This is a genomic window from Cohnella lupini, from assembly GCF_003386205.1.
In the GTDB taxonomy this organism is placed as follows: Bacteria; Bacillota; Bacilli; order Paenibacillales; family Paenibacillaceae; genus Cohnella; species Cohnella lupini.
Window position 1 is genome coordinate 18440 of sequence record NZ_QRDY01000008.1, and the last position, 26415, is coordinate 44854.

At 53.8% G+C, this 26415-nt stretch carries 24 protein-coding genes and 1 riboswitch; of the genes, 18 read left to right on the forward strand and 6 right to left on the reverse strand.

Annotated elements, in window-relative coordinates:
• Nucleotides 1–37: 37 nt before the first annotated feature.
• The 3 genes from DFP95_RS15065 to DFP95_RS15075 all read left to right on the forward strand — a co-directional run bounded on the left by DFP95_RS15065 (nt 38) and on the right by DFP95_RS15075 (nt 4088).
• A complete protein-coding gene (locus DFP95_RS15065; RefSeq protein WP_115993477.1) occupies nt 38–2134 on the forward strand; it encodes a glycoside hydrolase family 36 protein in 2097 nt (698 codons plus the stop codon).
• A gap of 279 nt (nt 2135–2413) precedes the next feature.
• Nucleotides 2414–3499 carry a glycosyltransferase family 2 protein gene (locus DFP95_RS15070; RefSeq protein ID WP_425453291.1) on the forward strand — a complete coding sequence of 362 codons (1086 nt, stop codon included), beginning with the start codon at nt 2414–2416 and terminating at the stop codon, nt 3497–3499.
• A gap of 4 nt (nt 3500–3503) precedes the next feature.
• Entirely contained in the window at nt 3504–4088 is a 585-nt protein-coding gene (locus DFP95_RS15075) for a glycerol-3-phosphate acyltransferase (RefSeq protein ID WP_115993479.1), read from the forward strand.
• On the opposite strand, the gene ald is transcribed toward DFP95_RS15075, so the two are convergent.
• Nucleotides 4061–5185, reverse strand: coding sequence for an alanine dehydrogenase (gene ald / locus DFP95_RS15080; RefSeq protein WP_115993480.1), 1125 nt, complete (start codon nt 5183–5185; stop codon nt 4061–4063). The genes DFP95_RS15075 and ald overlap by 28 nt on opposite strands.
• A gap of 121 nt (nt 5186–5306) precedes the next feature.
• Entirely contained in the window at nt 5307–6968 is a 1662-nt protein-coding gene (locus DFP95_RS15085; RefSeq protein ID WP_245987682.1) for a PucR family transcriptional regulator, read from the reverse strand.
• 771 nt (nt 6969–7739) lie between these two features.
• Here DFP95_RS15085 and DFP95_RS15100 point away from each other — a divergent pair.
• Complete coding sequence (locus DFP95_RS15100; protein ID WP_115993482.1) at nt 7740–8306, forward strand: hypothetical protein; 567 nt, start codon at nt 7740–7742, stop codon at nt 8304–8306.
• A 55-nt stretch (nt 8307–8361) separates the two neighbouring features.
• Here DFP95_RS15100 and DFP95_RS15105 read toward each other — a convergent pair whose 3' ends face one another.
• From DFP95_RS15105 to zwf, 3 genes are read right to left on the reverse strand one after another with little or no spacing between them, the layout of a single operon-like run.
• Nucleotides 8362–9315: an NAD(P)/FAD-dependent oxidoreductase gene (locus DFP95_RS15105; RefSeq protein WP_115993628.1), complete on the reverse strand. Its 954-nt coding sequence runs from the start codon at nt 9313–9315 to the stop codon at nt 8362–8364.
• Between the two features lie 38 nt (nt 9316–9353).
• Nucleotides 9354–10265 carry a phosphogluconate dehydrogenase (NAD(+)-dependent, decarboxylating) gene (gene gnd / locus DFP95_RS15110; RefSeq protein WP_115993483.1) on the reverse strand — a complete coding sequence of 304 codons (912 nt, stop codon included), beginning with the start codon at nt 10263–10265 and terminating at the stop codon, nt 9354–9356.
• Nucleotides 10250–11776 carry a glucose-6-phosphate dehydrogenase gene (gene zwf / locus DFP95_RS15115; protein ID WP_115993484.1) on the reverse strand — a complete coding sequence of 509 codons (1527 nt, stop codon included), beginning with the start codon at nt 11774–11776 and terminating at the stop codon, nt 10250–10252. The genes gnd and zwf overlap by 16 nt, the downstream gene beginning before the upstream one ends.
• Nucleotides 11777–12047: 271 nt before the next feature.
• Here zwf and DFP95_RS15120 point away from each other — a divergent pair, with 271 nt between their 5' ends.
• The 4 genes from DFP95_RS15120 (at nt 12048) to DFP95_RS15135 (ending at nt 14556) form a co-directional block, all read left to right on the forward strand.
• A complete protein-coding gene (locus DFP95_RS15120; RefSeq protein WP_115993485.1) occupies nt 12048–12368 on the forward strand; it encodes a winged helix-turn-helix transcriptional regulator in 321 nt (106 codons plus the stop codon).
• Nucleotides 12369–12900: 532 nt separating this feature from the next.
• Entirely contained in the window at nt 12901–13254 is a 354-nt protein-coding gene (locus DFP95_RS15125; protein ID WP_115993486.1) for a DoxX family protein, read from the forward strand.
• An 18-nt stretch (nt 13255–13272) separates the two neighbouring features.
• Complete coding sequence (locus DFP95_RS15130; RefSeq protein WP_115993487.1) at nt 13273–14049, forward strand: pirin family protein; 777 nt, start codon at nt 13273–13275, stop codon at nt 14047–14049.
• Between the two features lie 12 nt (nt 14050–14061).
• On the forward strand, nt 14062–14556 hold the full coding sequence (locus DFP95_RS15135) for a MarR family winged helix-turn-helix transcriptional regulator (RefSeq protein WP_115993488.1): 495 nt from the start codon (nt 14062–14064) through the stop codon (nt 14554–14556).
• A 74-nt stretch (nt 14557–14630) separates the two neighbouring features.
• Here the strand turns inward: DFP95_RS15135 and DFP95_RS15140 are convergent, their stop codons facing one another.
• Nucleotides 14631–15992 carry a YVTN family beta-propeller repeat-containing protein gene (locus DFP95_RS15140; RefSeq protein WP_115993489.1) on the reverse strand — a complete coding sequence of 454 codons (1362 nt, stop codon included), beginning with the start codon at nt 15990–15992 and terminating at the stop codon, nt 14631–14633.
• Between the two features lie 167 nt (nt 15993–16159).
• A riboswitch (cobalamin riboswitch) is annotated at nt 16160–16354 on the forward strand.
• Nucleotides 16355–16554: 200 nt separating this feature from the next.
• Here DFP95_RS15140 and DFP95_RS15145 point away from each other — a divergent pair.
• From DFP95_RS15145 to cobO, 10 genes are read left to right on the forward strand one after another with little or no spacing between them, the layout of a single operon-like run.
• A complete protein-coding gene (locus DFP95_RS15145) occupies nt 16555–17586 on the forward strand; it encodes an ABC transporter substrate-binding protein (RefSeq protein ID WP_181907444.1) in 1032 nt (343 codons plus the stop codon).
• Nucleotides 17583–18620 carry a FecCD family ABC transporter permease gene (locus DFP95_RS15150; protein WP_115993491.1) on the forward strand — a complete coding sequence of 346 codons (1038 nt, stop codon included), beginning with the start codon at nt 17583–17585 and terminating at the stop codon, nt 18618–18620. Before DFP95_RS15145 ends, DFP95_RS15150 begins: the two co-directional genes overlap by 4 nt.
• Before the next feature lie 4 nt (nt 18621–18624).
• Nucleotides 18625–19413: an ABC transporter ATP-binding protein gene (locus DFP95_RS15155; RefSeq protein WP_115993492.1), complete on the forward strand. Its 789-nt coding sequence runs from the start codon at nt 18625–18627 to the stop codon at nt 19411–19413.
• Nucleotides 19406–20455 carry a nicotinate-nucleotide--dimethylbenzimidazole phosphoribosyltransferase gene (cobT, locus tag DFP95_RS15160; protein WP_245987683.1) on the forward strand — a complete coding sequence of 350 codons (1050 nt, stop codon included), beginning with the start codon at nt 19406–19408 and terminating at the stop codon, nt 20453–20455. The genes DFP95_RS15155 and cobT overlap by 8 nt, the downstream gene beginning before the upstream one ends.
• Nucleotides 20448–21029, forward strand: a complete 582-nt coding sequence (gene cobU / locus DFP95_RS15165; RefSeq protein ID WP_115993494.1) for a bifunctional adenosylcobinamide kinase/adenosylcobinamide-phosphate guanylyltransferase — start codon at nt 20448–20450, stop codon at nt 21027–21029. The genes cobT and cobU overlap by 8 nt, the downstream gene beginning before the upstream one ends.
• 5 nt (nt 21030–21034) lie before the next feature.
• Nucleotides 21035–22000, forward strand: coding sequence for an adenosylcobinamide-phosphate synthase CbiB (cbiB, locus tag DFP95_RS15170; protein WP_115993629.1), 966 nt, complete (start codon nt 21035–21037; stop codon nt 21998–22000).
• Entirely contained in the window at nt 21973–22794 is an 822-nt protein-coding gene (gene cobS, locus DFP95_RS15175; protein ID WP_115993495.1) for an adenosylcobinamide-GDP ribazoletransferase, read from the forward strand. The genes cbiB and cobS overlap by 28 nt, the downstream gene beginning before the upstream one ends.
• A 12-nt stretch (nt 22795–22806) precedes the next feature.
• A complete protein-coding gene (cobD, locus tag DFP95_RS15180) occupies nt 22807–23880 on the forward strand; it encodes a threonine-phosphate decarboxylase CobD (RefSeq protein WP_115993496.1) in 1074 nt (357 codons plus the stop codon).
• The gene (locus DFP95_RS15185) at nt 23880–25505 is read left to right on the forward strand and encodes a cobyric acid synthase (protein ID WP_115993630.1); all 1626 of its coding nucleotides are present in this window, start codon (nt 23880–23882) and stop codon (nt 25503–25505) included. Before cobD ends, DFP95_RS15185 begins: the two co-directional genes overlap by 1 nt.
• Complete coding sequence (cobO, locus tag DFP95_RS15190; protein WP_115993497.1) at nt 25498–26046, forward strand: cob(I)yrinic acid a,c-diamide adenosyltransferase; 549 nt, start codon at nt 25498–25500, stop codon at nt 26044–26046. The genes DFP95_RS15185 and cobO overlap by 8 nt, the downstream gene beginning before the upstream one ends.
• The last annotated feature ends 369 nt before the right edge of the window (nt 26047–26415 follow it).

A 26415-nucleotide genomic window follows, 5' to 3' on the forward strand; every position in this document is an offset into this window, starting at 1 on the left:
TGTTATATGAAAACGGAAACTATGGGAGAGGTTCGACATGGACAACAGAAGAATAGAACATTCCGAAGGCGAGCTGCGGCTCGTATTTGAAATTACCGATCAGGCGGAGGTCAAACTGCTCCACTTTGCTCCTTCTCGATATGTAGAAGAAGAACTGGATAACAAATCTTTCGCGAACCGCCGACTCGTCGAGGTGCAGTGCACCGGCGAGAACGGCTTCGTCCATCACGGGATGAAGCATGTCGGTACTTTGCCCGGAGGGCGCTTGAAGTATCGGACGCATCGGTTGATCAAGCATGACGGCGGCAATAGTCTCGGCATTGAACAATCGGACGAGAAGACCGGCCTCGTTGTCGTCAGCCACTATCGGTTCTATGACGGCTTGCCCTTAGCCAAGTGCTGGACGGAGATTCGGAACGAGGGAACGGAAGCGTTGCCGGTCGAGTACGTCTCGTCGTTTGTCTATAACGGAGTATCCAAGGAAGGCGATAAGCCATGGGACGAGAAAATGCGGCTCCATATCCCCCGCAATTCTTGGTGCGGAGAAGTGCAGTGGCAAGCCCACTCCTTGCCGGAATGGGGGCTGTCGCGTGTCTTTCATCATTCGGTGAATCGGATTTCGATTAACTCTCAGGGGACTTGGTCGTCTTACGAGCATATGCCGATGGCCGTGCTCGAGAATACGGAAGCCGGCTCGTGCTTATTCTGGCAAATCGAGCATAACGGCTCCTGGCAGTGGGAGATCAGCGACGCCGAGGTCAACCAGCTCTACATCCGGCTGAGCGGACCGAACGAGAACGAAGGCCATTGGGCGAAAACTCTGCTGCCGGGAGAGAAATTCGAGTCGGTGCCCGTTGTCGCGGGGGCGATAAAAGGCGATTTCACTGAAGCGACGCGCCAATTGACCGGATATTTGAGACGCGTCCGCCGTCCGGCCGAAGATAATCGCCGGCTTCCCGTCATTTTCAACGATTTCATGCACGCCCTTTGGGGAGATCCGACCACAGCCAAGCTGACGCCTTTCGTCGATGCCGCCGCCGATTCCGGATGCGAAATCTTCTGCATCGATGCTGGATGGTACGAGGGAGTCCTCGGAGAATGGCTTCCGTCCAAGACGAGGTTCGAAGGCGGACTGGGGGCGATGATCGGCTATATCAAGTCCAAAGGAATGGTTCCCGGACTATGGCTGGAGCTCGAATCCGTGGATACGGCAAGCCCTCTAGTCGCAAGAGCGGAGGAGAATTGGTTCTTCCGGAAACGGGGCAAACGAGTCGTGGACGCAGGACGCTATCAGCTCGATTTCCGTCATCCGGATGTCGTGCGACATGCCGACGAGACCGTCGATCGTCTCGTAGCGGAATTCGGCATCGGTTATTTCAAATTCGATTACAACCAGAATGCGGGTATCGGAACCGATGTGAACGCGGAAAGCGCGGGCGATGGACTGCTTGGACATAACAGAGCCTACTTGGCATGGGTAGACCGTTTGTTCGAGCGCCATCCGGGCCTGATCGTGGAAGCTTGCGCAAGCGGAGGTATGCGTATGGACTATGCAACCCTCTCTAGGTTCAGCCTTCAGTCCGTAAGCGATCAGATGGACTATCGCTTAATGGGCATGATCGCCGCGGCTAGTCCGTCCCTCGTCCCGCCGGAGCAGGCGGGGGTTTGGGCATATCCGCTGAAGGAGTCGGACGACGAGGCCGTTATTTTCAATATGGTTAACGTCATTCCGTTTCGAGTCATTCTTGGCGGGCAACTGCACGAGGTGAGCGAATCGGGCAGGAATCTCGTACGCGAAGCCATCCATTATTATAAAACCGTACGTGAATTCCTTCCGGAATCGGTACCTTCCTGGCCGCTGGGCATTTCAACGATTTACAGCGATTGGACCTGCTTGCAGCTGGTCGGCGGAAGTCGCGTTCTGATCGCCGTCTGGCGGTTAAATAGCGATAAAGAGGAGATAGCCATTCCGCTATCTTCGCTTCAAAACAAGAACGTTTCCTTTCGAATGGCCTATCCGGCTGCGGCGACAGCGACAAGCGCGGTCGGGAATTGGGAAAGCGAATCCGGCGTATTAACGGTGAGATTGCCTCAGCTGTATAGCGCTCGGATTATAGAAGCGACTCTTTCTTAAGGAAGCGAAGTTACGGACTCAAACAAATAGTAAGGCGGCGAAGGATTCGACTCCCGAGCCGCTTTTTTGCTATATAGCCGCTATCTGCGGATCGGATATTTAGGATTAGCCGGATAAGTAACCGAAGCTTGTCATAGAAATGATAAAGGAGAGATTGGAAGCGGAGGGTCCGGTGAAAGGCCACCCTGCGGCGCGAAATGAATATGCTACCTAAAGTCAATCTGTTACAATATTATGGAACATTTATCCACTTCCGCTAGAGGGAGGAGAGGTTTCGTGATCTGGTTCATTTCGCTCGCGATCTGTTGTTCCGTCGGCTTCATCCTGTTCAGGCGAAATACGATTCCTTCTCGAAGCCCGCTTAATTCGTATTCTGCCAAGAGGTTATCCGTCGTCATTCCGGCACGGAACGAGGAGCATAACCTGCCCCAATTGCTGCAATCCTTAAGGGAGCAAACGCTCCAGCCGTTCGAGATTATCGTCGTGGACGATTTCTCGGAAGACGGAACGAGGGAGACGGCCGAGAGCTTCGGCGTGACGGTCATCGATAATACGGAGCTTCCGCCCGGATGGACGGGGAAAAATTGGGCGGTGTGGAACGGCTACTCGCATGCTTCCGGGGAGTTGATCGCTTTCTTGGATGCCGATATTCGGCTCGCTCCGAGCGCTTTGGAATCGTTGTGCGCAGCGAGGGAGCGATACGGGGGAGCCGTATCCGTCGTTCCCTACCACTACACGGAGAAATTTCACGAGAGACTCGCCCTGCTCCCCAACATCCTCGGCGTATTCGCGTTCACGTCTCCTTTCGAAGCGCGCAATCCTACCAAGGGCTTGTACGGTTCATGCATTCTCGTCGACCGGGCGGATTACGAGCTGGCGGGTGGCCACGAGAGCGTCAAGTCCGAGTTGCTGGACGATCTCAACCTGGGCGCCAAGTTTATGAAGGCCGGCATCAAGGTTACGAACCTAATCGGGCATAAATTGGTTTCCTTCCGCATGTACGCCCAAGGCATCCGAAGCGAGCTCGAAGGCTTCGGGAAAGGCGCCGTCCTTAGCGCGTCCTCTCTGAGTCTCGGTACGATTCTATTGATATCCCTCTGGCTGGTCGGGCTGCTCGTCTCCGAATTATTCGTCTTCGCTTTCGATACTTCCTTGGCAGTTCCGCTCGCATTCGGCTATTTTCTATACATGGCTCAAATGATTTATTTCGTTAAATATATAGGCCGTTTCGGAATCGCGATGATATTGCTGCATTTCCTGTCCGGCTTGTTCTTCATCGTCGTGATGCTTTACTCGCTCTATCAAGTCGTCGTGTTGGGACACGTGGCATGGAAAGGGCGGAACGTCAAAGTAGGAGGCCGATAGACGAATGCTGACGTTGTGGATCGCGATATCATGGCTGTCGGGCTCCCTGATGTTCTCGTATTGGCTCGGCTTGATGGCCCGCCATAACCTGGGAACCATCGGCGACGGAAATCCCGGCGGCGTTAATCTTTACAAAGCGGCGGGCTTCCGCTGGGGATTGACCGGCATCGCGCTGGATTTCTTGAAGGGCTACTTGCCCGTTGCGATTCTCCTGGGTAGCGGAACGATCGAGGGGATGGCCATCGTACCCATCGCGGCTGCTCCCGTATTGGGGCACGCGACAACCCCCTTCCTGAAATTCAAAGGGGGTAAAGCGATCGCCGTCACGTTCGGAGTATGGAGCGCGCTAACGCAATTCGAAATATCGCTCGTTTACGCCGTAACGTTGGCTGTATTATTGCTGATCGTCAGAGGGATCAAGGGCGGTTCGTCCTCGTCCAGATCGGACGCCGCGCAGATCCTCTTCGGAATGCTAATCGTTCTTGGATATATGCTGGCAAGACATTTTCCGAGGGAATTGCTGTGGTGCTGGTTAGCTATTTTCTCGGTATTGGTCTATAGTCACAGGCGCGAATTCAGAAAAGAGTAAACATCCGTATGCTCGTAGCCATGAGCTTCGGCTACCGCTTGATAGGTCACGTGACCCGCGACGACGTTAATGCCCTTGGCGATCGCATGGTTGTCCGAAGCCGCGCGAACGTAACCTTTGTTCGCGATTTGGAGTCCGTACGGCGTCGTTACGTTCGTGAGCGCCAGCGTGGAGGTTCTAGCTACGGCTCCGGGCATATTCGCGACGGCATAATGGATGACGCCGTGCTTCACGTAGGTCGGATCGTCGTGCGTCGTAATCCGGTCGATCGTCTCGATCGATCCGCCCTGGTCGATGGCTACGTCGACGATGACCGAGCCCGGGCTCATTCTGCGCACCATCTCTTCGGTCACGAGACGAGGAGCGCGCGCTCCGGGAATCAATACCGCGCCGACGACGAGATCCGCACCGCGAACGACTTCCGCGATGTTGTACGGATTGGACATGATCGTCTTCACCCGTCCTTGGAATTGATCGTCCAGTTGGCGAAGCCGATCCGGATTCAGGTCGACGATGCTCAAGTCCGCGCCGAGTCCGATCGCCATTTTCGCCGCGTTCGCTCCCACGATGCCGCCGCCGATTACGGCTACCTTGCCGGGTTCGACGCCGGGGACGCCGCTCAGCAGAATGCCTTTGCCGCCATGCGCCTTCTCGAGGAAGTGGGCGCCGATCTGAACCGCCATACGCCCTGCCACTTCGCTCATCGGAGTGAGGAGAGGAAGGCTGCCGTTGTCCAGCTGAATCGTTTCATAAGCGATCGCCGTCACCTTGTTGTCTACCAGCGCTTGCGTCAATTCCGCCTCCGGAGCTAAGTGCAGGTATGTATATAGGATGAGTCCCGCATGGAAATAGCCATATTCCGAAGGGATCGGTTCTTTCACCTTTACGACCATCTCCGCCGTCCAAACCTCTGCTGCGCTTCCGACGATTTTAGCTCCAGCTTGAGCATAGTCCTCATCCGTGAATCCGATCCCTTGACCAGCCAGAGTTTCAACCCAAACCTCGTGTCCAGCCGCGGCATAGGAGTGCACGGAGCCCGGCGTCATTCCCACGCGATACTCGTTATTCTTGATTTCCTTAGGAACGCCGATGATCATCGTCATTCTCCCTCTCGTTACGATCGATTAAAAAAGATTCATTCTCTACTTGTCTCCAAGTGTAGAATGAATCCGTCGTCGTTCCATTGGACAGAATGTAAGGTAATCTAACATAACATTTTCACATTTCCGATTCGGGGTTCAGAAGCTGGTAGACTCGAAGGGCAACCTGCAGCGCGATACGCTTCTCCGGGGACATATAGTCCTGGCCAAGCAGCTCTTCGATCTGCTCCAACCGGTAATAAAGCGATTGACGAACGATAAAAAGCTTTTGAGCTACGACCTGCTTGGAGCCGTCGTGATCCAAATAGACTTTCAACGTTCGAAGCAACTCGCTGCCTCTCGTCCGATCGTGTTCGATTAGCGGTCCTAAACAGTTGACCACGAACGCGTGAAGCGCCTGTTTGTCCCCGATATGAAACAGCAATTGGTAGACTCCGAGTTCATCGAAGAACAAGCTATCCGACTGCAACGTCGAAGAAAGAGAAATCGACTGGATAGCTTCCTGATAGCTGACATAAGCATTCATAAAACCCCGATTGGCTTGTCCGACGCCGATGATCAGCTTCATATCCTCGTCGGCCTTCATGTGCCGTAGCGATTGGAATACGTGCTGAAGCCTCTCCTTCGCGGGTTTTTTCGGCGTTTGGTCGAAGGCCAGGACGATCAGCCTGTTATTTTTCAGCGTGATAAGAGGGTGGAAGGCCTGTTGCTCGAAGACGGAGCGAACCGATAGGGACAGGTGGATGCCGTGAGACTCGTCGTCTCCTCCGGCGGCAGAACCCGTCTCTTGTCCGTGTGCGAATTCAATCAGGCAGACGTGGTAGCTCAGCTCGTTGAGTCGCTTGAATTCCGTTCCGATCAGAGCCTTGATCTGTTCTTCGTCGCGGATGCGAAGGTGGAGCAAGTCTTCTACCCAGAGCGTCTGGGAGTACAGCTTGCGCTCCTCCATATACCGTTTGCGAAGCAGGTCCTGGGCAATGGATAGAGAGGCCGAATCCAGAATCAAATATTCGTATTCCTGCGGTTTGCGATCTAGCGCGACGACGAGGTGCGCCCATGTTTTACCCATGGCTCCGACAGGTTGGATGATGATCGATTGACCGTCTACCTCTAACAGCTCGGGGGATGTCGTATTGGCCGCCGTCTGCGTTAGATCGCGAAGCGGTGCTTCCAGAAGCTCCGTCCAACGCTTGGTTTCATGGTTGTCGACGTGCGGAATAAAGTGGGGTTGTCCATCTTGCGGAAGATAGACGACCTGCGATTTCAGGCTGCTTTGGAGCAACTGAAGCACATGGGTCACACCTTGCGAGGTTAAGGTCATGCGGTGGAATTCCCGGGATATTTTCTCCAGATCCTTCAGCGCTTGATGGTGTTGGTTAATGATGTGTTCGTGGATGTCCTGCGTAATATCGATAAAACGAACCGCTTGCGGAAAAATAATCAGCGGCAATCCGGCAGTTTCGGCCAGCTCGATCCACTCATTGGGCACCGAGCTGAGGTAGTGGCCCATCTCTATGCACAGGCATGCGACATCCCGCTTAACTAATTGCTCGAGGTAGGTCGTGAACAGGCCGGTATCCGAATTAAACGCGGCACCCGTCGTCAGAATCATTTCCCCGCCTTGTAGCAGCTGCTCGAATTGTATGACCTCTATAATATGCACCCAACGCACCAGTCGTTGTAGCCCTTGCTTCCCTGCAGCGATATAGGCATGACGAAAATGGGGCTTCTCCAGCGCTTCTTGGACCGTTAACTGATAATCGCGAACCAATCGCTTCACGTCGCTTTCTTCCAATCTAGTCTTGCGTTCGGCTATCTTTCTACAATATAAGAGTTCGGCGGAAAATGAAAGTTTCGTTACTCCTGACGCTTACAGCACGCTTGGGGGCTCTACGCATAAAAAGTATGTCTACAGCAAACTAACCCCGCTTCAACCCCCGCGTAAGCATAAAAAGTATGGCTACAGCAGACAACCCGGCTTCAATCCTCGCGCAAGCATAAAAAGTATGGCTACAGCAGACTAACCTCGCTCAAACCCTCGTGTAGGCATAAAAAGTATGGCTGCAGCAAACTAACGTCGCTCCAATCCTCGCGCAGGCATAAAAAGTATGGCTACAGCAGACCAACTAACCTCCAACCCTCGCGCAGGCATAAAAAGTATGGCTACAGCCCGGAGGTGCTTTCGGCAATAATTAGAGCGGCTGGGCCGCATTAAATCGAAGTTGGAGGTACTTTCGGAGGAAATAGAGCGGCAGCGCCACTTTAAATCGAGTGTGGAGGTACTTTCGGCAGAAATAGAGCAGCTGGGCCGCTTTAAATCGAAGTTGGAGGTACTTTCGGAGGAAATAGAGCGGCTAAGCCGCTTTAAATCGAGGCTGGAGGTACTTTCGGAGGAAATAGAGCGGCTGCACCGCTTTAAATCGAGGCTGGAAAGTGCTTTTGGCAGAAAGTCTGTATACAGCTCGGAGTGGGTGAGATTTTGGATCGGTGTTTTTACCGAAATATCTCCAACCAACACAATACCCGCGCGAGAAGCGGCTATTCCGCCACAATGACCTCCAACCAACTCAATACCCGTGCGAGAAACGGCTATTCCGTCACAATGCTCTCCAACCAACTCAATACCCGCGCGAGAAACGGCTATTCCGCCACAATGACCTCCAACCAACTCAATACCCGCGTAAGAAGCGGCTATTCCGCCACAATGACCTCAAACCAACTCAATACCCGCGCAAGAAGCGGCTATTCCGCTACAATGGTTTCCAACCAACTCAATACCCGCGCGAGAAGCGGCTATTCCGCCACAATGATCTCCGACCAACTCAATACCCGCGCGAGAAACGGCTATTCCGCCACAAGGGTCTCCAACCAACTCAATACCCGCGCGAGAAACGGCTATTCCACCACAATGACCTTCAACCATCACAATACCCGCGCGAGAAGCGGCTATTCCGCCACAAAGACCTCCAACCAACTCAATACCCGCGCGAGAAGCGGCTATTCCGCCACAATGGTCTCCAACCAACACAATACCCGCGCGAGAAACAGCTATTCCGCCACAATGGTCTCCAACCAACTCAATACCCGCGCGAGAAACGGCTATTCCGCCACACATTGAACACATCAAAAAACCAGCCCAAGGGCTGGCTTTTCGTATATGTGAACGAATTCGATCAGCCTTCGATCGAATCCAGGTATCGTTCGGCGTCGCCGGCGGCCATGCAGCCGGATCCGACCGCGCTCGCGATCTGGCCGTATCTGTCGTCCTGCACATCGCCGCAGGCGAACACGCCGGCAATGTCCGTTTCCGTCGTTCCCGGCTTGACGAGCAGATGTCCCCGTTTGCCGACGGGAAACTGTCCCCCGAGAAACGCCGTATTGGGCTTGCTTCCGATGGCGACGAAGACGCGCTCGGTCGGGATGACCTCCTCCAAGCCGGAGGCGTTATTTCTCACCTTAAGGCCCGAGACGTGGCTTCCGTTATCCAAGATTTCCAGAGGGGTAACATCCATAACCCATTTGATTTTCGGAGAACGACGTGCGCGCTCCTGCATGCCCTTGGATGCCCGAAGCTCGTTCCGGCGATGCACGATCGTGATCTCAGAAGCGTACCGGGTTAAGTACAACGCTTCTTCCAACGCGGAATCTCCGCCTCCGACCACGACGACCTTCTTATCCGTTGCGAAATATCCCGTGCAAGTAGCGCACGTGCTGACTCCGCGTCCGAAGTTTTCCTTCTCTCCGGGGATGTTCAACGTCTTGAAGGAAGCGCCGGACGCGATAATGATCGATTCGGTGAAGATAGGCTCCATCTCGACCGGGCCATGCGCGGAATTGTGTCCCACCAATCGAATCACGTACGGGCGTTTGGATAGATCCACGCTCTCGACCGTCCCCGTCTGAATGTGCGCTCCGAGCTGCTCCGCTTGTTTGCTCATATCGTCCAGAAGAGCAGGTCCGTTAACTCCTTGAGGGAATCCGGGGTACGCGTCTACCTCCATCGTCGTCAGCAAATACTTGCTCGACTCCAATCCCTTGATTACAAAAGGCTCCGCGTTAGCCTTGGCCAGATAGATGGCGGCGGACAGGCCGGAGGGACCGGCTCCGATGATGACTGCTTTATGCACGTGCACGATGGGGATCGCCTCATTTCTTTCAGAGTGAGTTAGACGGTTTGCAAAGGCTCCGTCTTCTCGACCGCATGGCCGCCGAATTCGTTGCGCAAGGCGGCTACGACTTTGCCGGTGAACGTATCGTTCTCCAGCGACCGATAACGCATCAGCAGCGACATGGCTATGACCGGAGTCGCGGCTTGCAGATCGAAAGCCGTTTCGACGGTCCATCTGCCTTCGCCGGACGATTGCATGACTCCCTTGATCTCGTCGAGATTCGCATCCTTGGAGAAGGCGCGTTCGGTCAGCTCCATCAGCCAAGAGCGAATGACCGAGCCGTTGTTCCAGACGCGTGCCACTTGCTCGAAGTCGAATCCGAAGCCGCTCTTTTCCAATACCTCGAAGCCTTCCCCGATAGAAGCCATCATTCCGTATTCGATGCCGTTGTGGACCATTTTCAAGAAATGCCCGCTACCGGCCTTGCCTGCGTACAAGTACCCGTTCTCGACCGACGTATCCCGGAAAACGGGCTCAACGATGCTCCACGCTTCGGGATCTCCGCCGACCATATAACATGCGCCGTTACGCGCGCCTTCCATGCCGCCGGAGGTGCCAACGTCAAGGAAATGGATGCCGTGGGATTGCAATTGGTCATGACGACGAACCGATTCTTTATAATGTGAATTTCCGGCCTCGATTATGATATCTCCTTGCGAGAGCAACGGAGTGACTTCTGCGATAACGGAATCCACGACGGAGTGAGGAACCATGAGCCACAGAATTCTCGGCGCGGCCATAGACCGGACGAGCTCCTGCAGATTCGTCGTTCCTTGCGCGCCAAGCTTCTTCACCGATTCGACCGCGTCCGCGTTCAAATCGAACGCGGTAACCTTATGACGATGATCCAGTAAATTTTGCGCCAAGTTAAAACCCATTTTTCCTAGTCCGATTAAGCCGATATCCATGTTTGTTCCCTCCTGATGATGTTGTTTGCTTGCGGCGGCTTAGGATCCAGCCACCATTCGAAGCCGTCTTCCTCGAGCAATTGGTCGGAGGCTTCGGGTCCGTTCGAGCCGGCTTCATAAGAATGAAGGGGAACGAGGTTCTCCTCGAAGGCTTCCAAGATCGGTTGAACCCATTGCCACGACAGCTCGACCTCGTTCCAATGGGCGAAGAAGGTGGCGTCGCCTCTAAGAGCGTCGAAGATCAGCCGTTCGTACGCTTCCGGCAGCTTGTCCTGCTCCGCGTTGAAGCTTAATTGCACCGGCTCGAGATTTCCGTTGCTCGCGAAGTTCTTGCCGTTGAATTGGAAGGACACCCGTTCGTTCGGATTAATCTCGATAACCAGAAGGTTCGGGGAAGTGATCTCGTTGCGCGATAAGTATAATTCCTTGGTCGGGTTTTTGAATTCCACCACGATTCGGGTCGACTTTCCGGACATTCTTTTGCCGGTACGGATGTAGAAAGGAACGCCTTCCCACTTAGGATCTTCGATCCATAGTCTGGCGGCTACGAACGTGTCGTTCTTGGAAGTCGCTTCGATGCCAGGTTCCTCTAAATAGCCGGGGACGTCTTTTCCATTGACCGAGCCGCTTGCGTACTGGCCGCGAACTACGCTAAGCGCCGCTTCCGGCTTGTTGATCGGTTGTAGCGACTGAATAATTTTACGTTTCTCGTCTTTGATGTTAGAAGGGGTAATCTGACTCGGAAGGTGAAGGGCGGTCATCATCAGCACCTGCAGCATATGGTTCTGCACCATGTCCCTAATAGCTCCGGCATTATCGTAATAGCCGGCACGTTCTTCCACGCCGACCGTCTCACTGGCCGTAATCTGCACGTTGGCGATATGGTCCTTGTTCCAGACGGCTTGGATAACCGGGTTGGCGAGCACCAGCGTTTCGAGGTTCTGCACCATGCTCTTGCCTAGGTAATGGTCTATGCGGTAGATTTCGTTCTCTTCGAACGCTTCACTTAGCTTGGCGTTAAGAGAGCGGGCGGACGACAAGTCGTGACCGAAAGGCTTCTCGATAATAAGACGTTTCCAGCCCTCGGTATCGCCGAGTCCGCTTTCCTTGATCTGAAGCGCGATCACGTCGAAGAATTCCGGCGCGACGGACAGGTAGAACAGGCGATTGCTCTTCATGTTCAGCTCGTCCTCGCGAGACTTAACCAATTGAAGCAGTTTGCGATAATCCTCGGTATTGTTCACGTCTAGCGGATGGTAGCGGAATGCCGATAAGAAGGCGTTCAGATCGGAGCTTGAGACCGCGTTGGCGGAGCGTCTGGAGAATTGCCGCAGCGATTGCTCCACTTGGCTCTGGAACGTGTCGTTCGATAGTTCGCGTCTACCCAATCCGATGATGGAGAAGGAAGGCGGAAGCTTTCCGTCCACGAACAGATTGTACAGCGCGGGATATATTTTTCTCTTGGCAAGATCTCCCGTCGCGCCAAACAATACGTAAGTCATAGGTTCCATCGTGATTCCTCCTAGCGCGTCTAAAGCGGCGCTTTATGGTTACTAATAGTAACCTGTATACTTAACATCGCCTATCTTACACCCGGTGCAGGGGTACGTCAATAAAAAAGTGTCGAAAGTGTGAATATAAAAAAATAAGTGTCATGTATGCGTTTTCTATGATAAATTATATTTAATGGAGTGATTCGGAAATGTTATCGATGTGCTCATTCGTATTATTAAGCCATCTCGATTGGGTAATAATAAGTAAACTGATTAAGGAGCGGATACGATGGATGCAGTGAAGAATACGGATACGATATGCGAGAAGGTCGAGCATGTACACGACATCATCAGCAAGAAGTGGGTCAGCTCCATTATTCATACTCTTATGGAAGAACCCAAACGCTTCAGCGAGATCAACGCTTATATCCCGGATCTCAGCAAACGCGTGCTGAACGAGCGAGTTAAGGACTTGGAAGACATGGGCATCGTCATTCGGAATGTTATCACGGAGCGGCCGATCCGAACGGAATATTCCTTAACCCGTAAAGGCGTCGAGCTAGGCAGAGCGCTAAAGGGACTAGAAGAATGGGCGAACAAGTGGGTATAAGAGCGATAGCGGCTATGTAAGTTTAAGGCGGGAATTCTCCTCGGAGGGTTCCGGCCTTTTTATTGATACAACGATATCTGCCGTCACAACGGCGGCGAAGCCAGTTACCGCTGCGGCGATCAAGGTGAGGTAGTAGCTAAGTGAGTTTAGAGATATCTCGTTCAAATACGATGTGTTTCATTGTACTTCTGGAGCACGATCAAGAATTTAGCTGAATAAAGATGTTTTTTATTCCTATGGGTCCCCATTTGGTCTATTCCTTTCCTAAATACGATCTATAGTGATGTTCCTCATCCTACTTTGATTGCAAAAGCGCCAAACTGCTCCAATAACGATGATTACCATTCTATTTGCGCGCCTGGGGTGGGCTTATTTTCCGTTGCGGAAAAATTTGAGGCAAACCGTACCCGCAGAGCACGCTTTATTGTCGTACCGACGCAGACGGCGCCCCCTTATTACTTTTATCTTGACGAATCATATATCCTAAGTGTAGGATAAATATCGTTAGGATATAAAATATAGGGGAGTGAGAATGATGAACGTATTGTCCATCGTGCTTCAAAGTATTCTTGGTCTAGGGTTTCTAATGTTCGGGCTTGGCAAATTCGGCAAGCAGATGAAGGAAGAGTTCAACCGATACCAACTGTCGTCCTCCATGAGGATTTTCACGGGGCTGGTGGAAATCGCATCGGCCATTATCGTTATTATTGGAATTTGGGAGGATCCCTATGCCGCGGTCGGCGGAATCCTGATTGCCGTTACGATGTTCTTCGCGGTGCTGGTCCATTTGGTTCGCGTTAAGGATCCGGCAGGCAAAGCACTCATGCCGTTCATTCTGTTCGTACTGGGCTTAGTCGTGGTCGCTTTGAATTGGAGCACATTCTAATAGAAGGAGTTGTTCGATATGAACATTCAAATATTAGGACCGGAGAAACAAGCCAGAGAAGAATTCGACGGCGGTAAAATAATAGCGCAGAAGCCTCTCGGTTTCTCGGGACAAGGGGCCGTCACGGTTAGGCTTGGACCGCTTTTCTACTGGGCATGGGGGCAAGCGGCAGCGGCGGGGGGAATCGGATTCCATCCTCATCAAGGCTTCGAGATCATGACTTACGGGATTGCGGGCAAGGGTCTTCACCGAGACACGCTGGGCACGGAAAGCATTCTGGAAGCAGGAGATATTCAGCTCATGCAAGCGGGCTCCGGTCTTCAGCATGCGGAAAGCGTAGATGCCGGCTTCGAGAGCTTTCAAATCTGGCTTGAGCCTTACTTGACCGAGGCCGTCAAGCGCGCGCCGACTTACACCTTGTTCAAGCACGAGTCGTTTCCTCAGACTCATCGCGACGGCGTGAACGTCAAGACGATCGTAGGAGAGGGCTCGCCCATCGACAAGCTAGTGACGGATGTAAGAATGTATGACGTCGAGATCGAGCGGGGATCGACTTACGTCCATCGGTTATTGCCGGGACGGACGCTTGGCGGGTTAGCGATCAGAGGAAATGGCGGTTTCGTGGGGACGCTCGGCGTGGAGCCCGTTTCTTTTCAAAATAAAGATTTTGCGATCGTCCAGGGCAACGTCCAAGAGGAAAATGTCATCATTCGCGCAGAGGGCGAGAAGCTTCGGATGTTCCTGATTGAAATTCCAACCGAAGTCGAATATCCTTTGTATAACAAAGCCAGATAAGGTGGATGACTAATGACTGAACGCGATACCGAAGGTCAGGCGCTGGATTTAAGACTTATACGAGTCATGAAGAATATGGCGAACGCCATGTTCAAGAGCTTGGAGCGGGACATCGACAGTTATGGACTTAGCGTGGAAACCTTTCAAATTCTCGAGCTTCTTTATAATAAAGGTCCGCATCCCATCCAGAAGATCAGCGAAACCTTCTTGATTCCTAGTGGAAGCATCACCTACGTGGTCGATAAGCTGGAGAAAAAGGGCTTCGTGGAACGGGTTCCCATCCCTGGCGATCGGCGCAAGGCGAACGTCACGCTGACCGACGAGGGACGCGGCTATTTCGATAATATTTTCCCCAAGCATGCCGGGTTGATCTCCGACAATCTGAGCTTCGTAACTGACGAAGAGAAGCACCAGCTGATCGTGCTGCTTAAGAAGATCGGTCTGGGAATCGTGGAGCGCCAGAGCGGGGAAAGCGGACAAGCTCATGGGGAAGATAGCGGAAAATGAAAATAGGTCGGAGCCTCTTCATGGGGTTCCGGCCTATTTTTTGGCGCCTCGTGTGCGACTATTGCGAATGTGCGCTAAGGAATAACCGCGACGCTATTCGGTCCGCTTCCTACTGCTATGGCTAGGATGACAGTATTGGTATTCCCGTCGACGACGGAAACCGTACCGTCCGTTGAATTGGCCACATAGACGCCGTTCGTTAAGGGATTTACCGCTACGGCCTGTGGCGAATTCCCTACAAGTATGGTATCCAAGACGGTATTGCTGATCGCATCGATGATCGAGAGCGAATTGTCCGTGCCATTGGGCACGTATACTCGGCGAGTAATGGAGTTTACTCCGATGCCGACGGGTATGTTTCCTACTTGAATAGGAGTAAGGGGAGTATTGGCGAGCCCGCTAACGGGCGTGACGGTGCCGTCGCCGAGATTCGCCGCATAGATCAGGTTCGATGAGAGATCGGCCGCCACCCCAACGGGGACGAAGCCAACCTGGACGTTGTCTATGATGGTATGCGTCAGTCCGCTGATGACGGTAACACTGGCGCTTGCTTGGTTGGCTACGTATATTCGATTCGTGATCGGGTTCACTCCGATAGCGACCGGGCTGCCACTCACTAGAATCGTGGTGATTACGGTATTGGTCGCTCCATCGATAACCGAGACAACGTTATCACCCGTACTTGCGACGAAAATCTGATTCGTATTCGGATTCACTCCGATTCCTGTCGGACCAGTGGTGACTTGAACGTCGGTAATGACGGTATTCGTAGCTCCATCGATCACCGTGACCGTGTCTACGCCACTATTGGATACGTATATCCGATTCGTCGCCGGATTCACTCCGATGCCACCCGGTCCTGAGCCTACGGGAACAGTAGCTATGACGCTAAGAATATTTCCGTCAATGACGGAGACCGAATCATCGTTGAAATTCAACGCATAGATTCGATTCACCGAAGTCGGAATCGCAGGACCGGCAGGACCTTCGGGGCCAGTGGCTCCTTGGGGTCCGGCGGGGCCAGCGGCACCGGCAGGGCCTTGAGCGCCGGCAAGTCCAGGCGGTCCGGCGATTCCTTGGGGGCCGCTAGGGCCTTGAAGGCCGGGAGCTCCCGGTAATCCGGCGGGGCCTTGAATTCCGGCAACTCCTTGAATTCCCGGAATACCTGGCGGTCCCATCGGACCTTGCGGACCGACAACTCCCGGCGGTCCCGAATTTCCTTCCGCACCTGCGGTACCCCGTAATCCTCTAAACCCGCGGAGACCCCGTAATCCAACAGGCCCTCTTAATCCAGCCGGACCTCGCCGTCCTCTATACCTCGGGGACTCCTCCAGCTCATCCACTTCATGTTCAAGCTTCCGTACTTTTCTACGTAATATTTTAACGACTCGTCGAATTTGCAAGGGTTTACGCTTGGAATTTCCGGAACAGCCCACTGTCAGGCACCTCCTAATCATGATGATGTTTGCACTATGTTATGACAAACAACCAATGGAGGGCTGGACTATTGACTATTTGGGCATGGATTTACGCCCAGGTCGTTCTTCTCTTTTCCTATCGATTAAGCTATAATGCACAAGTGAGATACTCGCTTGATCAATTGAATATTTTACAGCCTGTAGGTGCCTTAGACGCGTCAAGCGATTAAGGTTAAAAGGGAAGTCGGTGCAAATCCGACGCGGTCCCGCCACTGTATATCGGGGACAACCTCGCAAGTCCACTGTTCCGCAAGGAATGGGAAGGAGAGGAAGTCGTCTAACCCGTAAGCCAGGAAACCTGCCTACTCGGCTTCGCCAACGAACATCCTTCGCGGAAAAGGACTGGCCGAATCGGGATAACTATTACAATCTGCTAGATATAGCATGGATTTTCCCTGAATCAGCTAAACCCCTTGTTTCCATATGGAGACAGGGGGTTTTCTCGTTGAATGGCTCTGCCGGTAAAAGATTTAATCGTTCAAGCCCTACTCCATCACTTATTCTGAAGGGAAGAATGAAAATGAAACAACGTTTAGGATTAATGGGATTAATACTTGCTATCGTTATCGTATTAGCGGGGTGCGGATCGAATAACGGTACGAATGCGGCGAATTCGACGAATTCGGGAACCGCGTCGGCGAGCGCTTCCGCCTCCCAGCCAGCCGAATCGCAGCAGAGCGAGGAAGCATCGGCAAGCATCGAGACGAAGCAAACGACCTATCCGCTTACGGTCAAGGATGCGAGCGGAGAGGAAATCACCTTCGAGAAAGCGCCGGCGCAAATCGTATCGACTTCCCCTTCGGAGACGGAGATCTTATTCGCGCTCGGTCTTGGAGACCGGATCGTGGGCGTCTCGGACTTCGATAATTATCCGGCGGAAGCGGCAAGCAAGCAGAAGGTAGGCGGCGTCTCGGAGCCGAACATCGAAGCGATTATCGGAGCCAATGCCGACTTCGTCGTCTCGGGCATATCGATCAAGGATACGGCGCTCGAGAAATTGCGTTCCCTGGGTCTGAACGTATTCAGAACTGAACCTAAGAAAGTGGAAGACGTTCTGAGCAACATCCTGCTATTCGGACAAATCAATGACAAGCAAGCTGAGGCGGAAGCGCTCGTAGCGAAGATGAGAGAAGACATTCGCAAGGTGACGGAGGCTGCCGCCACGATCAAGACCGAAGACAAGAAGAAGGTTTACATCGAGTTCTCTCCGGGCTGGACGGTAGGCAGAGGCGAGTTCATGGACGAATTGATCTCCATCGCCGGGGGCATTAACATTGCTTCCGATGTAGAGGGATGGAACGCCATCAACGAAGAGAAGATCATTAAGGATAATCCGGACGTTATCTTCTATACCTTGAATATCACCGACGAGAGCGGCAAGAAGCTGGAAGATCTTATTCAAGGACGCAGCGGTTGGGACAAAATCAAAGCGATCGCGGACAAGAACCTGGTAGGGCTGGACGGCGATATCCTATCCCGGCCGGGACCAAGAATTACGGAAGCGCTGATCCAGATCTCTAACGGGATATACCCGGGATTGGTTAAAGAGTGAGCAGAAAAATCTTCATCTGGGGAGGAGCAGGCTTGTCGCTCCTCCTTCTTTCCATTGTCTTAAGCTTATCCATGGGCGCCGCGCGCCTGCCTCTGACCGAAGCGTGGGGAATCTTATGGCACCGGCTTCCGATCGTCGGGGATTGGGTCCATGCGGATTGGCCCGTTTCTTCCGAGCAGATCATATTAAAGGTCCGATTGCCGCGCATTCTCTTAGCGATTCTAATAGGCGCATGTCTGTCCCTTGCGGGAGCGGGCTTTCAAGGCGTGCTTCGTAATCCGCTCGCCGATCCCTACACGTTAGGCGTAGCTTCCGGATCCGCGGTGGGGGCCGCCTTCATTATTTTATTCGGATTTCAGACGTTCCTACTCGGCATGTGGACGATCCCTATCGTCGCTTTCGCAACGGGTATCATCAGCTTGCTCGTCGTGCTTCGGTTAGCCAGAATTCACGGCAAGTTCCAATTGGAAACCTTGATCCTGTCCGGAGTTGTCGTGCAAGCCTTCCTGGGATCGATGGTCTCCTTCATGGTATCCCTGTCCGATCAGGTCGTGAATGAAATCGTCTTCTGGCTGATGGGAAGCCTGTCCATTCGCGGCTGGCCCTTTACCCTCATGCTGATCCCTTATCTGGTAGTCGGTCTCGCGGTGCTCTTATCTTATGGTCGCACGTTGAATATCCTGGCTCTTGGCGAGCGGCAAGCCGAGCATCTGGGCGTCCACGTGGCAAGAACGCGACTGATCGTCTTGATCGTCTCGACGTTAATGACGGCCGCAGCCGTGTCCGTAGCCGGAACGATCGGGTTCGTCGGACTTGTCATTCCCCATCTCGTCCGCTTAATGGTTGGGCCGGACTATCGGATATTGCTTCCGATCACGGCGATATTCGGCGGGATCTATCTGTTGTGGGCGGATACGCTTGCCCGCATGCTGCTTAGCCCGACGGAAATTCCGCTTGGCGTCGTCACGGCTTTCCTCGGGGCGCCTTTCTTTGCTTTTCTGCTGAGACAAAACAAGAGGATGAAGGGGGCGTAGAGAGATGCTGGTAGTCCATGATCTCTGCAAGTCCTATCAAGAAACCAAAGTGCTGGATCGTATCGGGTTCTCTGTCGACGATGGCGACTTTTTCGGCGTATTAGGTCCTAACGGCAGCGGGAAATCGACGTTACTTAAGCTGATATCCGGCGTGGAAAAGGCCGACTCGGGTCAACTCCTGCTGAACGGAACTCCAGTGGAGAACTATTCTCGCAAGCAGCTGTCCCGATCCATGGCCGTCCTGCAACAGGAGGCGCTTCCCGTCGTAAACTTCACCGTGCAAGAGGTCGTGGAGATGGGGAGATATCCCTATCAGAACTGGATGGGAGAAGAGAAGGGGAATCAGGGACAGCTCGTGGACTCGATTCTCCATAAGCTCGATCTCAATCGCTTGAGGGATCGATCCTTGCAGGAATTGAGCGGCGGAGAGAGACAACGGGTTGCTCTCGGCAAGGTAATGGCCCAGCAGCCGCGATGGTTGCTATTGGACGAACCGACGACTTATCTGGACATCGGTTATCAGATACAGATGATGGATATTATCAAAGCTTGGCAGAAGGAAGAGAAATTGACGGTCATCGCCGTGCTTCATGACCTCAACCTGGCTTCGCTTTACTGTAACCGAATGGTGCTGATGCAAGACGGCAACGGTATCCGCGTCGGGGCTCCCAAGGACATTATGCAGAGCGAGCTCATCCAACGTGTATATGGCACCAAGCCGATTATCGTCGAGCATCCCGTCCACCTTTTGCCGCAAATCATGCTTCAACAAGGAGGGTCATTCGTTGAATAAGGTAGATCAGACTATTACACGGATTCCATTGCCTAACGAGTCGGCAAGGGAAGAAGCTTCGCGATACTTAGACACCTTAACCAAACCGCCGGGGAGCTTGGGCAGATTGGAGGAGCTGGCCATACAACTGGCTGGCATAACGGGAACTCTACCTCTGGATACGTTGAAAAAAGCGATCGTAGTCATGGCGGCCGATCATGGAGTATGCGAAGAAGGAGTCAGCGCGTATCCTTCGGAAGTGACTTCGCAGATGGTGATGAATTTCCTCCATGGCGGTGCGGCGATCAACGTGCTGGCTCGTCAAGCAGGCGCCGATGTCATCTGCGTAGATATGGGCGTAAAAGCGGATCTGCAGCACGAGTCGTTATATACGCGCAAGGTTAGGCGAGGGACGGGGAATATCGCCGTCGGAGAGGCGATGAACCGCGATGAAGCGATTGCAGCGATCGGTCACGGAATCGAGCTCGTCGAGGAGCTGGCCGAGAAGGGATATCGGCTATTCGCGACCGGCGAGATGGGAATCGGGAACACGACGCCAAGCGCGGCGATGCTTGCCGTTCTCGCGGGCATCGATGCGGAGCAGGCGGTCGGTCGCGGAACCGGAATCGACGATACCGCGATGAAACGCAAGCGGGACGCGATCGAACGGGCGATCGCCGTTAACGCTCCCGATGCCGGCGATCCGCTGGGCGTGCTAAGCAAGCTCGGCGGCTTAGAGATTGCCGGACTTGTCGGCGTTATACTAGGCGCAGCCGCATGCGGTTGTCCGGTCGTGGTCGATGGATTCATCGCATCTATCGCAGCGCTTACGGCGGCTCGTCTAGCTCCGAGATCGCTGGAATATATGATTCCGTCCCACGTCTCGCAGGAAAGAGGGCATCGTCTCGTCCTGGAGCAGCTTGGCTTAGAGCCGATGATGGATCTGAAGATGCGGCTGGGCGAAGGGACCGGCGCGGCATTGTGCTTCAACCTGGTCGACGCCGCCGTTCTGATCATGAGGGAGATGGCTACCTTCGAAAGCGCGGGGGTTTCCCGTGAATAAGGAGCCGAATCCGCTAGTCGCGCTAGTCACGGGGGGAGCAAGGAGCGGGAAGAGCACCTTCGCGGAGCAATATGCGTCTCGTTTGGGGACGGGAGGCATGTACATTGCTACCGCCCAAGTTTATGAAGAAGAAATGCGGACCCGGGTGCGAAGGCATCTGGAGCGAAGAGAGCGTTCCGACTTCGAATGGGAGACGGTTGAGGAGCCCTATCGACTCAGCGATGCGATCAAGGCGTCCAAACATCCGATCATCCTCGTAGATTGCTTAACCTTGTGGTTATCGAATTGGCTGCTATTTTACGAGAAGGAAGAAGATCCGGAGAGCCATGTATTGCTGAAGGTAGACGAGCTAATCCAGACGCTATCCGAGCGATCGGGGACGACCCTGCTCGTTACGAACGAGGTCGGCGACGGAATCGTTCCCGAGTATAAGCTGGGTCGACAGTTCAGGGATCTGGCGGGAGTAATGAACCAGCGAATCGCGCGGATCAGCCGGCAGGTATTCTTGGTGACGGCGGGCATTCCGATCGAGTTAAAGAGCAGGGAGTTCAAGCTGGACGATGGAAATGGGTGAATAGCGTGATTTTCTACTCTTTACCAGAAGTGTTATTGCTATTAGCCGGCGCAATCCTGCTGGATTGGTGGATCGGCGATCCCAAATGGCTGCCGCATCCGGTGATCTTCATCGGCCGGTGGATCGGTTATTGGGAGCGGCGATTGCTGCCTCACCGGACTAAGCGGAGCAATGGCATTCTGTTGATGCTCATCGTCACCTTATCCAGCCTGGCGCTGGTCTGGATTCTGACGTCAGTCGCATCGTGGATACATCCGTGGCTCGGTTACGCCGTCCATATGTGGTTGATCTCCACGACGATCGCGATCAAAGGTCTTAAGGATGCTGCAATGCTCGTATACGATCGGTTGAGCCGAGGCGAGCTGACGAAAGCCCGTAAATACACGGGATATATCGTTGGTCGCGATACGGACGGATTAGAGGAAGCGGAGCTGTCGAGGGCGACGGTGGAAACCGTTGCGGAGAATACGGTGGATGCGGTGATCGCGCCCTTGTTCTTTGCCTTGATAGGCGCAGCCCCGCTGGCTATGCTATACCGATCCGTCAATACGTTGGATTCGATGGTGGGATATCGGAATACCAAATACCTTCATTTCGGATGGGCGTCCGCTCGCTTGGACGACGTCTTGAACTGGATCCCGGCAAGGCTCACGGGGCTCATGCTCATGATCGTCTCCGCGTTCTACCGCCCGGCTTCCGCCGTTCAAGCCTGGAGGGCCGTGGTCGCTTTTGCGCATTTGCATCCAAGCCCCAATAGCGGCATTCCGGAAGCGGCCGTAGCGGGAAGTCTCGGCATTCAGCTTGGGGGCTTGAACCGGTATGGCGGCGTCATTAGCGAAAGAGCAAGACTCGGATGGGCTACGCGAACGATCGAGAAGGAAGATATTATCCATACGATACGGTTGTTATACGGAGTAAGTTATCTCGTGATGGGGGGATTGTTATGCGTAGCTTGTGGATGGCTAGTATAGGCTGGCTTCAGGCGTTCGCTGCCGCCGTACAGTTTCTCACCCGGATTCCGTTGCCCGTTACCATCGATTATTCGGAGGTTCATTTTCGCAGGAGCGTTATTTTCTACCCCTATGTGGGAGCGTTGATCGGTTTAATGGTTGCCGTCGCCGGATTCCTGCTGGATCCGGTTCTTCCTGCTTCCGTCTGCGCGATCTTGCTTGTTGCCTTGTGGACTCTGCTATCCGGAGGGCTGCATATGGACGGATTAATGGATACGGCGGACGGGTTGCTCAGCCACCGTTCCAGGGAACGAATGCTGGAGATTATGAAGGATAGCCGGGTCGGAGCGATGGGCGTTATCGTGTGCGTTTTCTATATCGGGCTTAAGGTGGCGCTGATCATTTCCCTGCTTGAGGATGGGCGAGAGGAAGGGTTGATGCTTCTCATGCTGATCCCGGCGTGGAGCCGGAACTTCATGGTCGCAGCGATCGCCGGCTGGCCTTACGCCAGGAAGGAGCAGGGCTTGGGTTCTCTGTACCGCTCTACTAGCAAGAAACATGCCGTGATCTCCGGAGCGGGCGCTTTTCTCCTAACGGCTGTCCTTCTATTGTTCATTGGGGATTGGTCCTGGGCGGAAAAAGGGTGGGTAATCCTCTCTTACGTGGTCGTTTCCTACGGGATCGGATTTGCGATGGCTACGGCTATCTCGCGGAAGTTAGGCGGACTTACCGGAGATGTGTACGGCGCGCTGAACGAATGCATCGAACTGGGCTTATTGCTGGCGCTTATTTGTTATATGTACAACATGGGATAGGGGGAGAAAAGGATGAGACTCGAGCGGTATGGACATGGCGGAGATTTGTGGACGGCTACGGAAGCATACGGCCGGCCCGTGGAAGAGTGGCTCGATTATAGCTCGAACATGAATCCATGGGGACCGCCGGATGTGGTGGGGCACCTCGTCAAGGAGCATTGGCGCGATATCGCGAGGTATCCGGACCCCGCGGTTCGGCGATTGCGAAGCAAGCTATCCGAAGCTTACCGGATTCCGGCGGAGAGTATTCTCGTGGGTAACGGGGCCGCGGAACTCATCGATCTCGCGGTCCGAGTGCTGCAGCCGGAAGAAACCGTTCTGGCGCGGCCTTCCTTCTCGGAATATGAAGAAGCCGCGCATAAAGCCGGGCGGCGGGTACGTTCCGTTTTCTTATCACGGGATCAACGATTCGAGCTTACGGACGTGAAGGATCTCGTCGGTCATGGAGGGACGGTGTTTCTCGGTCATCCGAATAACCCCACGGGGCGATTGATTCCAATTCCCGTGTTGGATGAGCTGCGAGAGTCTGGAACGCGAATGATTCTGGACGAAGCGTTCATGGATTTCCTTCCGGACGAGAGCGAGTTTTCCTATATTCGCCGGGCATCCGAATCAATGCACATCCAAGTGATCCGTTCGATGACCAAATTCTATGCCATCCCGGGCATTCGGCTTGGCTTCATGGTCGCGCATCCCGATCTGATTCGCCGATTACAGGAAGTACAGACGCAATGGAGCGTGAATTTCCTGGCTCAGCTGATAGGGGAAGCCGTCTTGGACGAGCATGCATATGCCGACCGGACAAGAGCATGGCTGACGGAGGAGCGTTCGTGGTTAGTCAGCGAGCTTGGCAAGATTGGACTTACCGTGTTTCCGAGCGACGTGAATTTTCTGTTGGTCGCCTTGCCCGAAGAGCTTAGAGATTGGAACGTACGGCGACTTCAGCAGGCGATGGCCGAACGAGGCATCATGATTCGGGATGCTTCGCTGTTCGAAGGGCTGGATCCCTCTTATTTCCGCCTCGCCATTCGTCTTCGGCAGGACAATGAGCGCTTGTTGAAGGCGCTGAAGGAGTGTCTATCATGATGGATTCAACGGAGAAAACCCTATCCAATTCCACATCTCCATCCCCAACTTCATCGCCGGCGGTTACTCTTATGATCCAGGGAACGGCTTCCGACGTGGGCAAGAGCCTGCTTACGGCGGCGCTATGCCGCATCTTGAAGCAGGACGGAAGGCGGGTCGCCCCTTTCAAATCGCAGAACATGTCTCTGAACTCCTATGTTACGCCCGATGGCAAGGAGATAGGGCGAGCTCAAGGAATGCAAGCGGATGCCTGCGGGATTGAGGCGACGACGGATATGAACCCGATTCTGCTGAAGCCGAAGAGGGACATGGAAGCTCAAGTCGTCGTCCACGGCAAGCCGATCGGAGATCTGGGAGCGAGAGAATACCGCGAGCAGTATCTTCCTCAGGCGGAGTTGATCGTGAAGGATGCCTTGTTCAGGCTCAGGGAGAAGTACGACGCCGTGATCATCGAAGGAGCGGGCAGTCCCGCGGAGGTCAATCTGAAGGATCGTGATATCGTCAACATGCGTCTTGCCGGGTGGGCGGATGCGCCGGTCATTCTGGTGGCCGATATCGATCGGGGCGGCGTGTTCGCGGCTATCGTCGGGACGATGGAAATTCTGGAGCCGGAGGAACGGGATCGCGTTCAAGGGATCATTATCAATAAATTCCGCGGAGACGTCTCTTTATTGACGCCCGGCCTGGATTGGCTGGAGAAGCGGATTCGGAAGCCGGTGCTCGGCGTCATCCCTTTCCTCGGCGATCTAGCGCTAGAGGACGAGGATTCGGCATCGCTCGACGGAAAGGTGAACCGATGGGAGACGTCGCCTGATCCGCAGCTGGATATCGTCGTTATCCGCTTGCCTCATCTCTCTAACTTTACGGATTTCGATCCGCTATTGAAGGAGCCCGACGTTCGCGTCCGTTTTATTCGTTCGGTGCAAGAGTGGGGCGAGCCCGATGTCGTTATACTGCCTGGAAGCAAGAATACGGTGCAGGATCTGCTCTATCTGCGGGAATCCGGCTTGGCGCAGAAGCTGCACGGCCATATCGAGAGCGGCGGGAGAGTGACCGGCATATGCGCCGGTTATCAGATGATGGGGAGAAGGCTGCTTGATCCCGATCTCGTCGAATCGAACGTGCCGGAGCTTGCGGGGCTGGGGATTTTTCCGATGGAGACGGTGTTCACGAAGGACAAGAGAACGGAGCGAATTAACGGTCGCGCGGTAGCGGGCTTCAAGGATAACGGCATGGCGGTGGAAGGATACGAGATTCATATGGGGAGCACGACCTTCCTGCAGCCGGTTACTCATCCTTTTCACATTCGTCTCGACCGTCTTCCCGAAGAGCCTGAGTCCTACCACGGGGATGGAGCCATTACGCCTGAGGGTATGGTCTGGGGAACGTATATTCATGGGATATTGCACAATGATGATTTCCGCCACCGTTGGTTGAATGAGGTGCGGTGCGGGAAGGGCGTGCCTCTGTCCGAGCAGGCGATATCCTTTAACGGGCTTAGGGAGCAGTCGTTCGATCGTCTGGCGGACCATGTCCGGCAGCATGTGGATATGGAGCGAGTCTATCGGATCATGGATGGATGGGGTTTTGTGAATTCAGAGAAGGCGGGGATGAAGGATGAGTAAACCGAGCAAGGAACGAGGATTAACGCTAGTCTACACGGGAGACGGCAAAGGGAAAACGACCGCAGCACTCGGTTTGGCGGTTCGAGCCACGGGCAGAGGGATGAAGGTACTGGTCATCCAATTTATCAAATCCCCTCAACGGACTTATGGGGAGAAAATCATTTTCGATAAGCTGGGCATCGAGATTCATCAGATGGGTATTGGGTTCACGTGGCTGAAGACGCCCGAGGAGCATCGCGAGGCATTAAGCGCGGCATGGACTTACGCCAAGGCGCGCATCATGGAAGGGAAACATCAGTTGATCATTCTGGACGAGATCAATAACGCGCTGGCGATCCAGACTTTCCCGATTGATGATGTTCTGCCATTGGATGGGGTGCTGGACGTCATTCGAGACCGCCCGCAAGGATTACATCTCGTCCTCACCGGCCGTAACGCGCAACCGGAGATCATCGCGATCGCCGATCTAGTGACGGAGATGAAGCCCGTCAAGCATTACTATGAGGAAGGCATTCCTGCGGTTATGGGGATTGAGTTGTGAGGGGGGGGATAATAGGGGGAAATATGGTGCTGGTAAAATTCATAGGGGGTTATCGGACTCTATTGTTAATACATAGAATTAGGAGCTTATGAAAAAGGCATGCCCGGCTTTCTCCCCATTCCAGCCTCCCTTGCAATGAGAATGGCATGCGTCCGGTCGACCACTTGAAGCTTGTTTAAAATGTTGGACACATGGTTGCGGATGTTTTCAATGTGAGACTCAGTTTACGGGATATTTCCGCGTTAGTTAATCCTTGCGTAATCCATTCGTGGAATAGGTAATTCAGCGACGATGAAAGGATCTTACAACTGCAAACCGGGGAGTCCGAGGAGGAGTAATCCCTCGTCTCGTCCTACTCTATAATTACAT

Coding starts and splice junctions, on each gene's coding strand:
- cobD (WP_115993496.1), top strand. CDS start 22,807: ATGAGACTCGAGCGGTATGGACATGGCGGAGATTTGTGGACGGCTACG.
- DFP95_RS15155 (WP_115993492.1), top strand. CDS start 18,625: ATGCTGGTAGTCCATGATCTCTGCAAGTCCTATCAAGAAACCAAAGTG.
- DFP95_RS15065 (WP_115993477.1), top strand. CDS start 38: ATGGACAACAGAAGAATAGAACATTCCGAAGGCGAGCTGCGGCTCGTA.
- DFP95_RS15125 (WP_115993486.1), top strand. CDS start 12,901: ATGATGAACGTATTGTCCATCGTGCTTCAAAGTATTCTTGGTCTAGGG.
- DFP95_RS15120 (WP_115993485.1), top strand. CDS start 12,048: ATGGATGCAGTGAAGAATACGGATACGATATGCGAGAAGGTCGAGCAT.
- cobS (WP_115993495.1), top strand. CDS start 21,973: ATGCGTAGCTTGTGGATGGCTAGTATAGGCTGGCTTCAGGCGTTCGCT.
- DFP95_RS15075 (WP_115993479.1), top strand. CDS start 3,504: ATGCTGACGTTGTGGATCGCGATATCATGGCTGTCGGGCTCCCTGATG.
- DFP95_RS15130 (WP_115993487.1), top strand. CDS start 13,273: ATGAACATTCAAATATTAGGACCGGAGAAACAAGCCAGAGAAGAATTC.
- ald (WP_115993480.1), bottom strand. CDS start 5,185: ATGATCATCGGCGTTCCTAAGGAAATCAAGAATAACGAGTATCGCGTG.
- zwf (WP_115993484.1), bottom strand. CDS start 11,776: ATGGAACCTATGACTTACGTATTGTTTGGCGCGACGGGAGATCTTGCC.
- gnd (WP_115993483.1), bottom strand. CDS start 10,265: ATGGATATCGGCTTAATCGGACTAGGAAAAATGGGTTTTAACTTGGCG.
- cobO (WP_115993497.1), top strand. CDS start 25,498: ATGAGTAAACCGAGCAAGGAACGAGGATTAACGCTAGTCTACACGGGA.
- DFP95_RS15100 (WP_115993482.1), top strand. CDS start 7,740: ATGACCTCCAACCAACTCAATACCCGTGCGAGAAACGGCTATTCCGTC.
- DFP95_RS15135 (WP_115993488.1), top strand. CDS start 14,062: ATGACTGAACGCGATACCGAAGGTCAGGCGCTGGATTTAAGACTTATA.
- DFP95_RS15185 (WP_115993630.1), top strand. CDS start 23,880: ATGGATTCAACGGAGAAAACCCTATCCAATTCCACATCTCCATCCCCA.
- DFP95_RS15145 (WP_181907444.1), top strand. CDS start 16,555: ATGAAACAACGTTTAGGATTAATGGGATTAATACTTGCTATCGTTATC.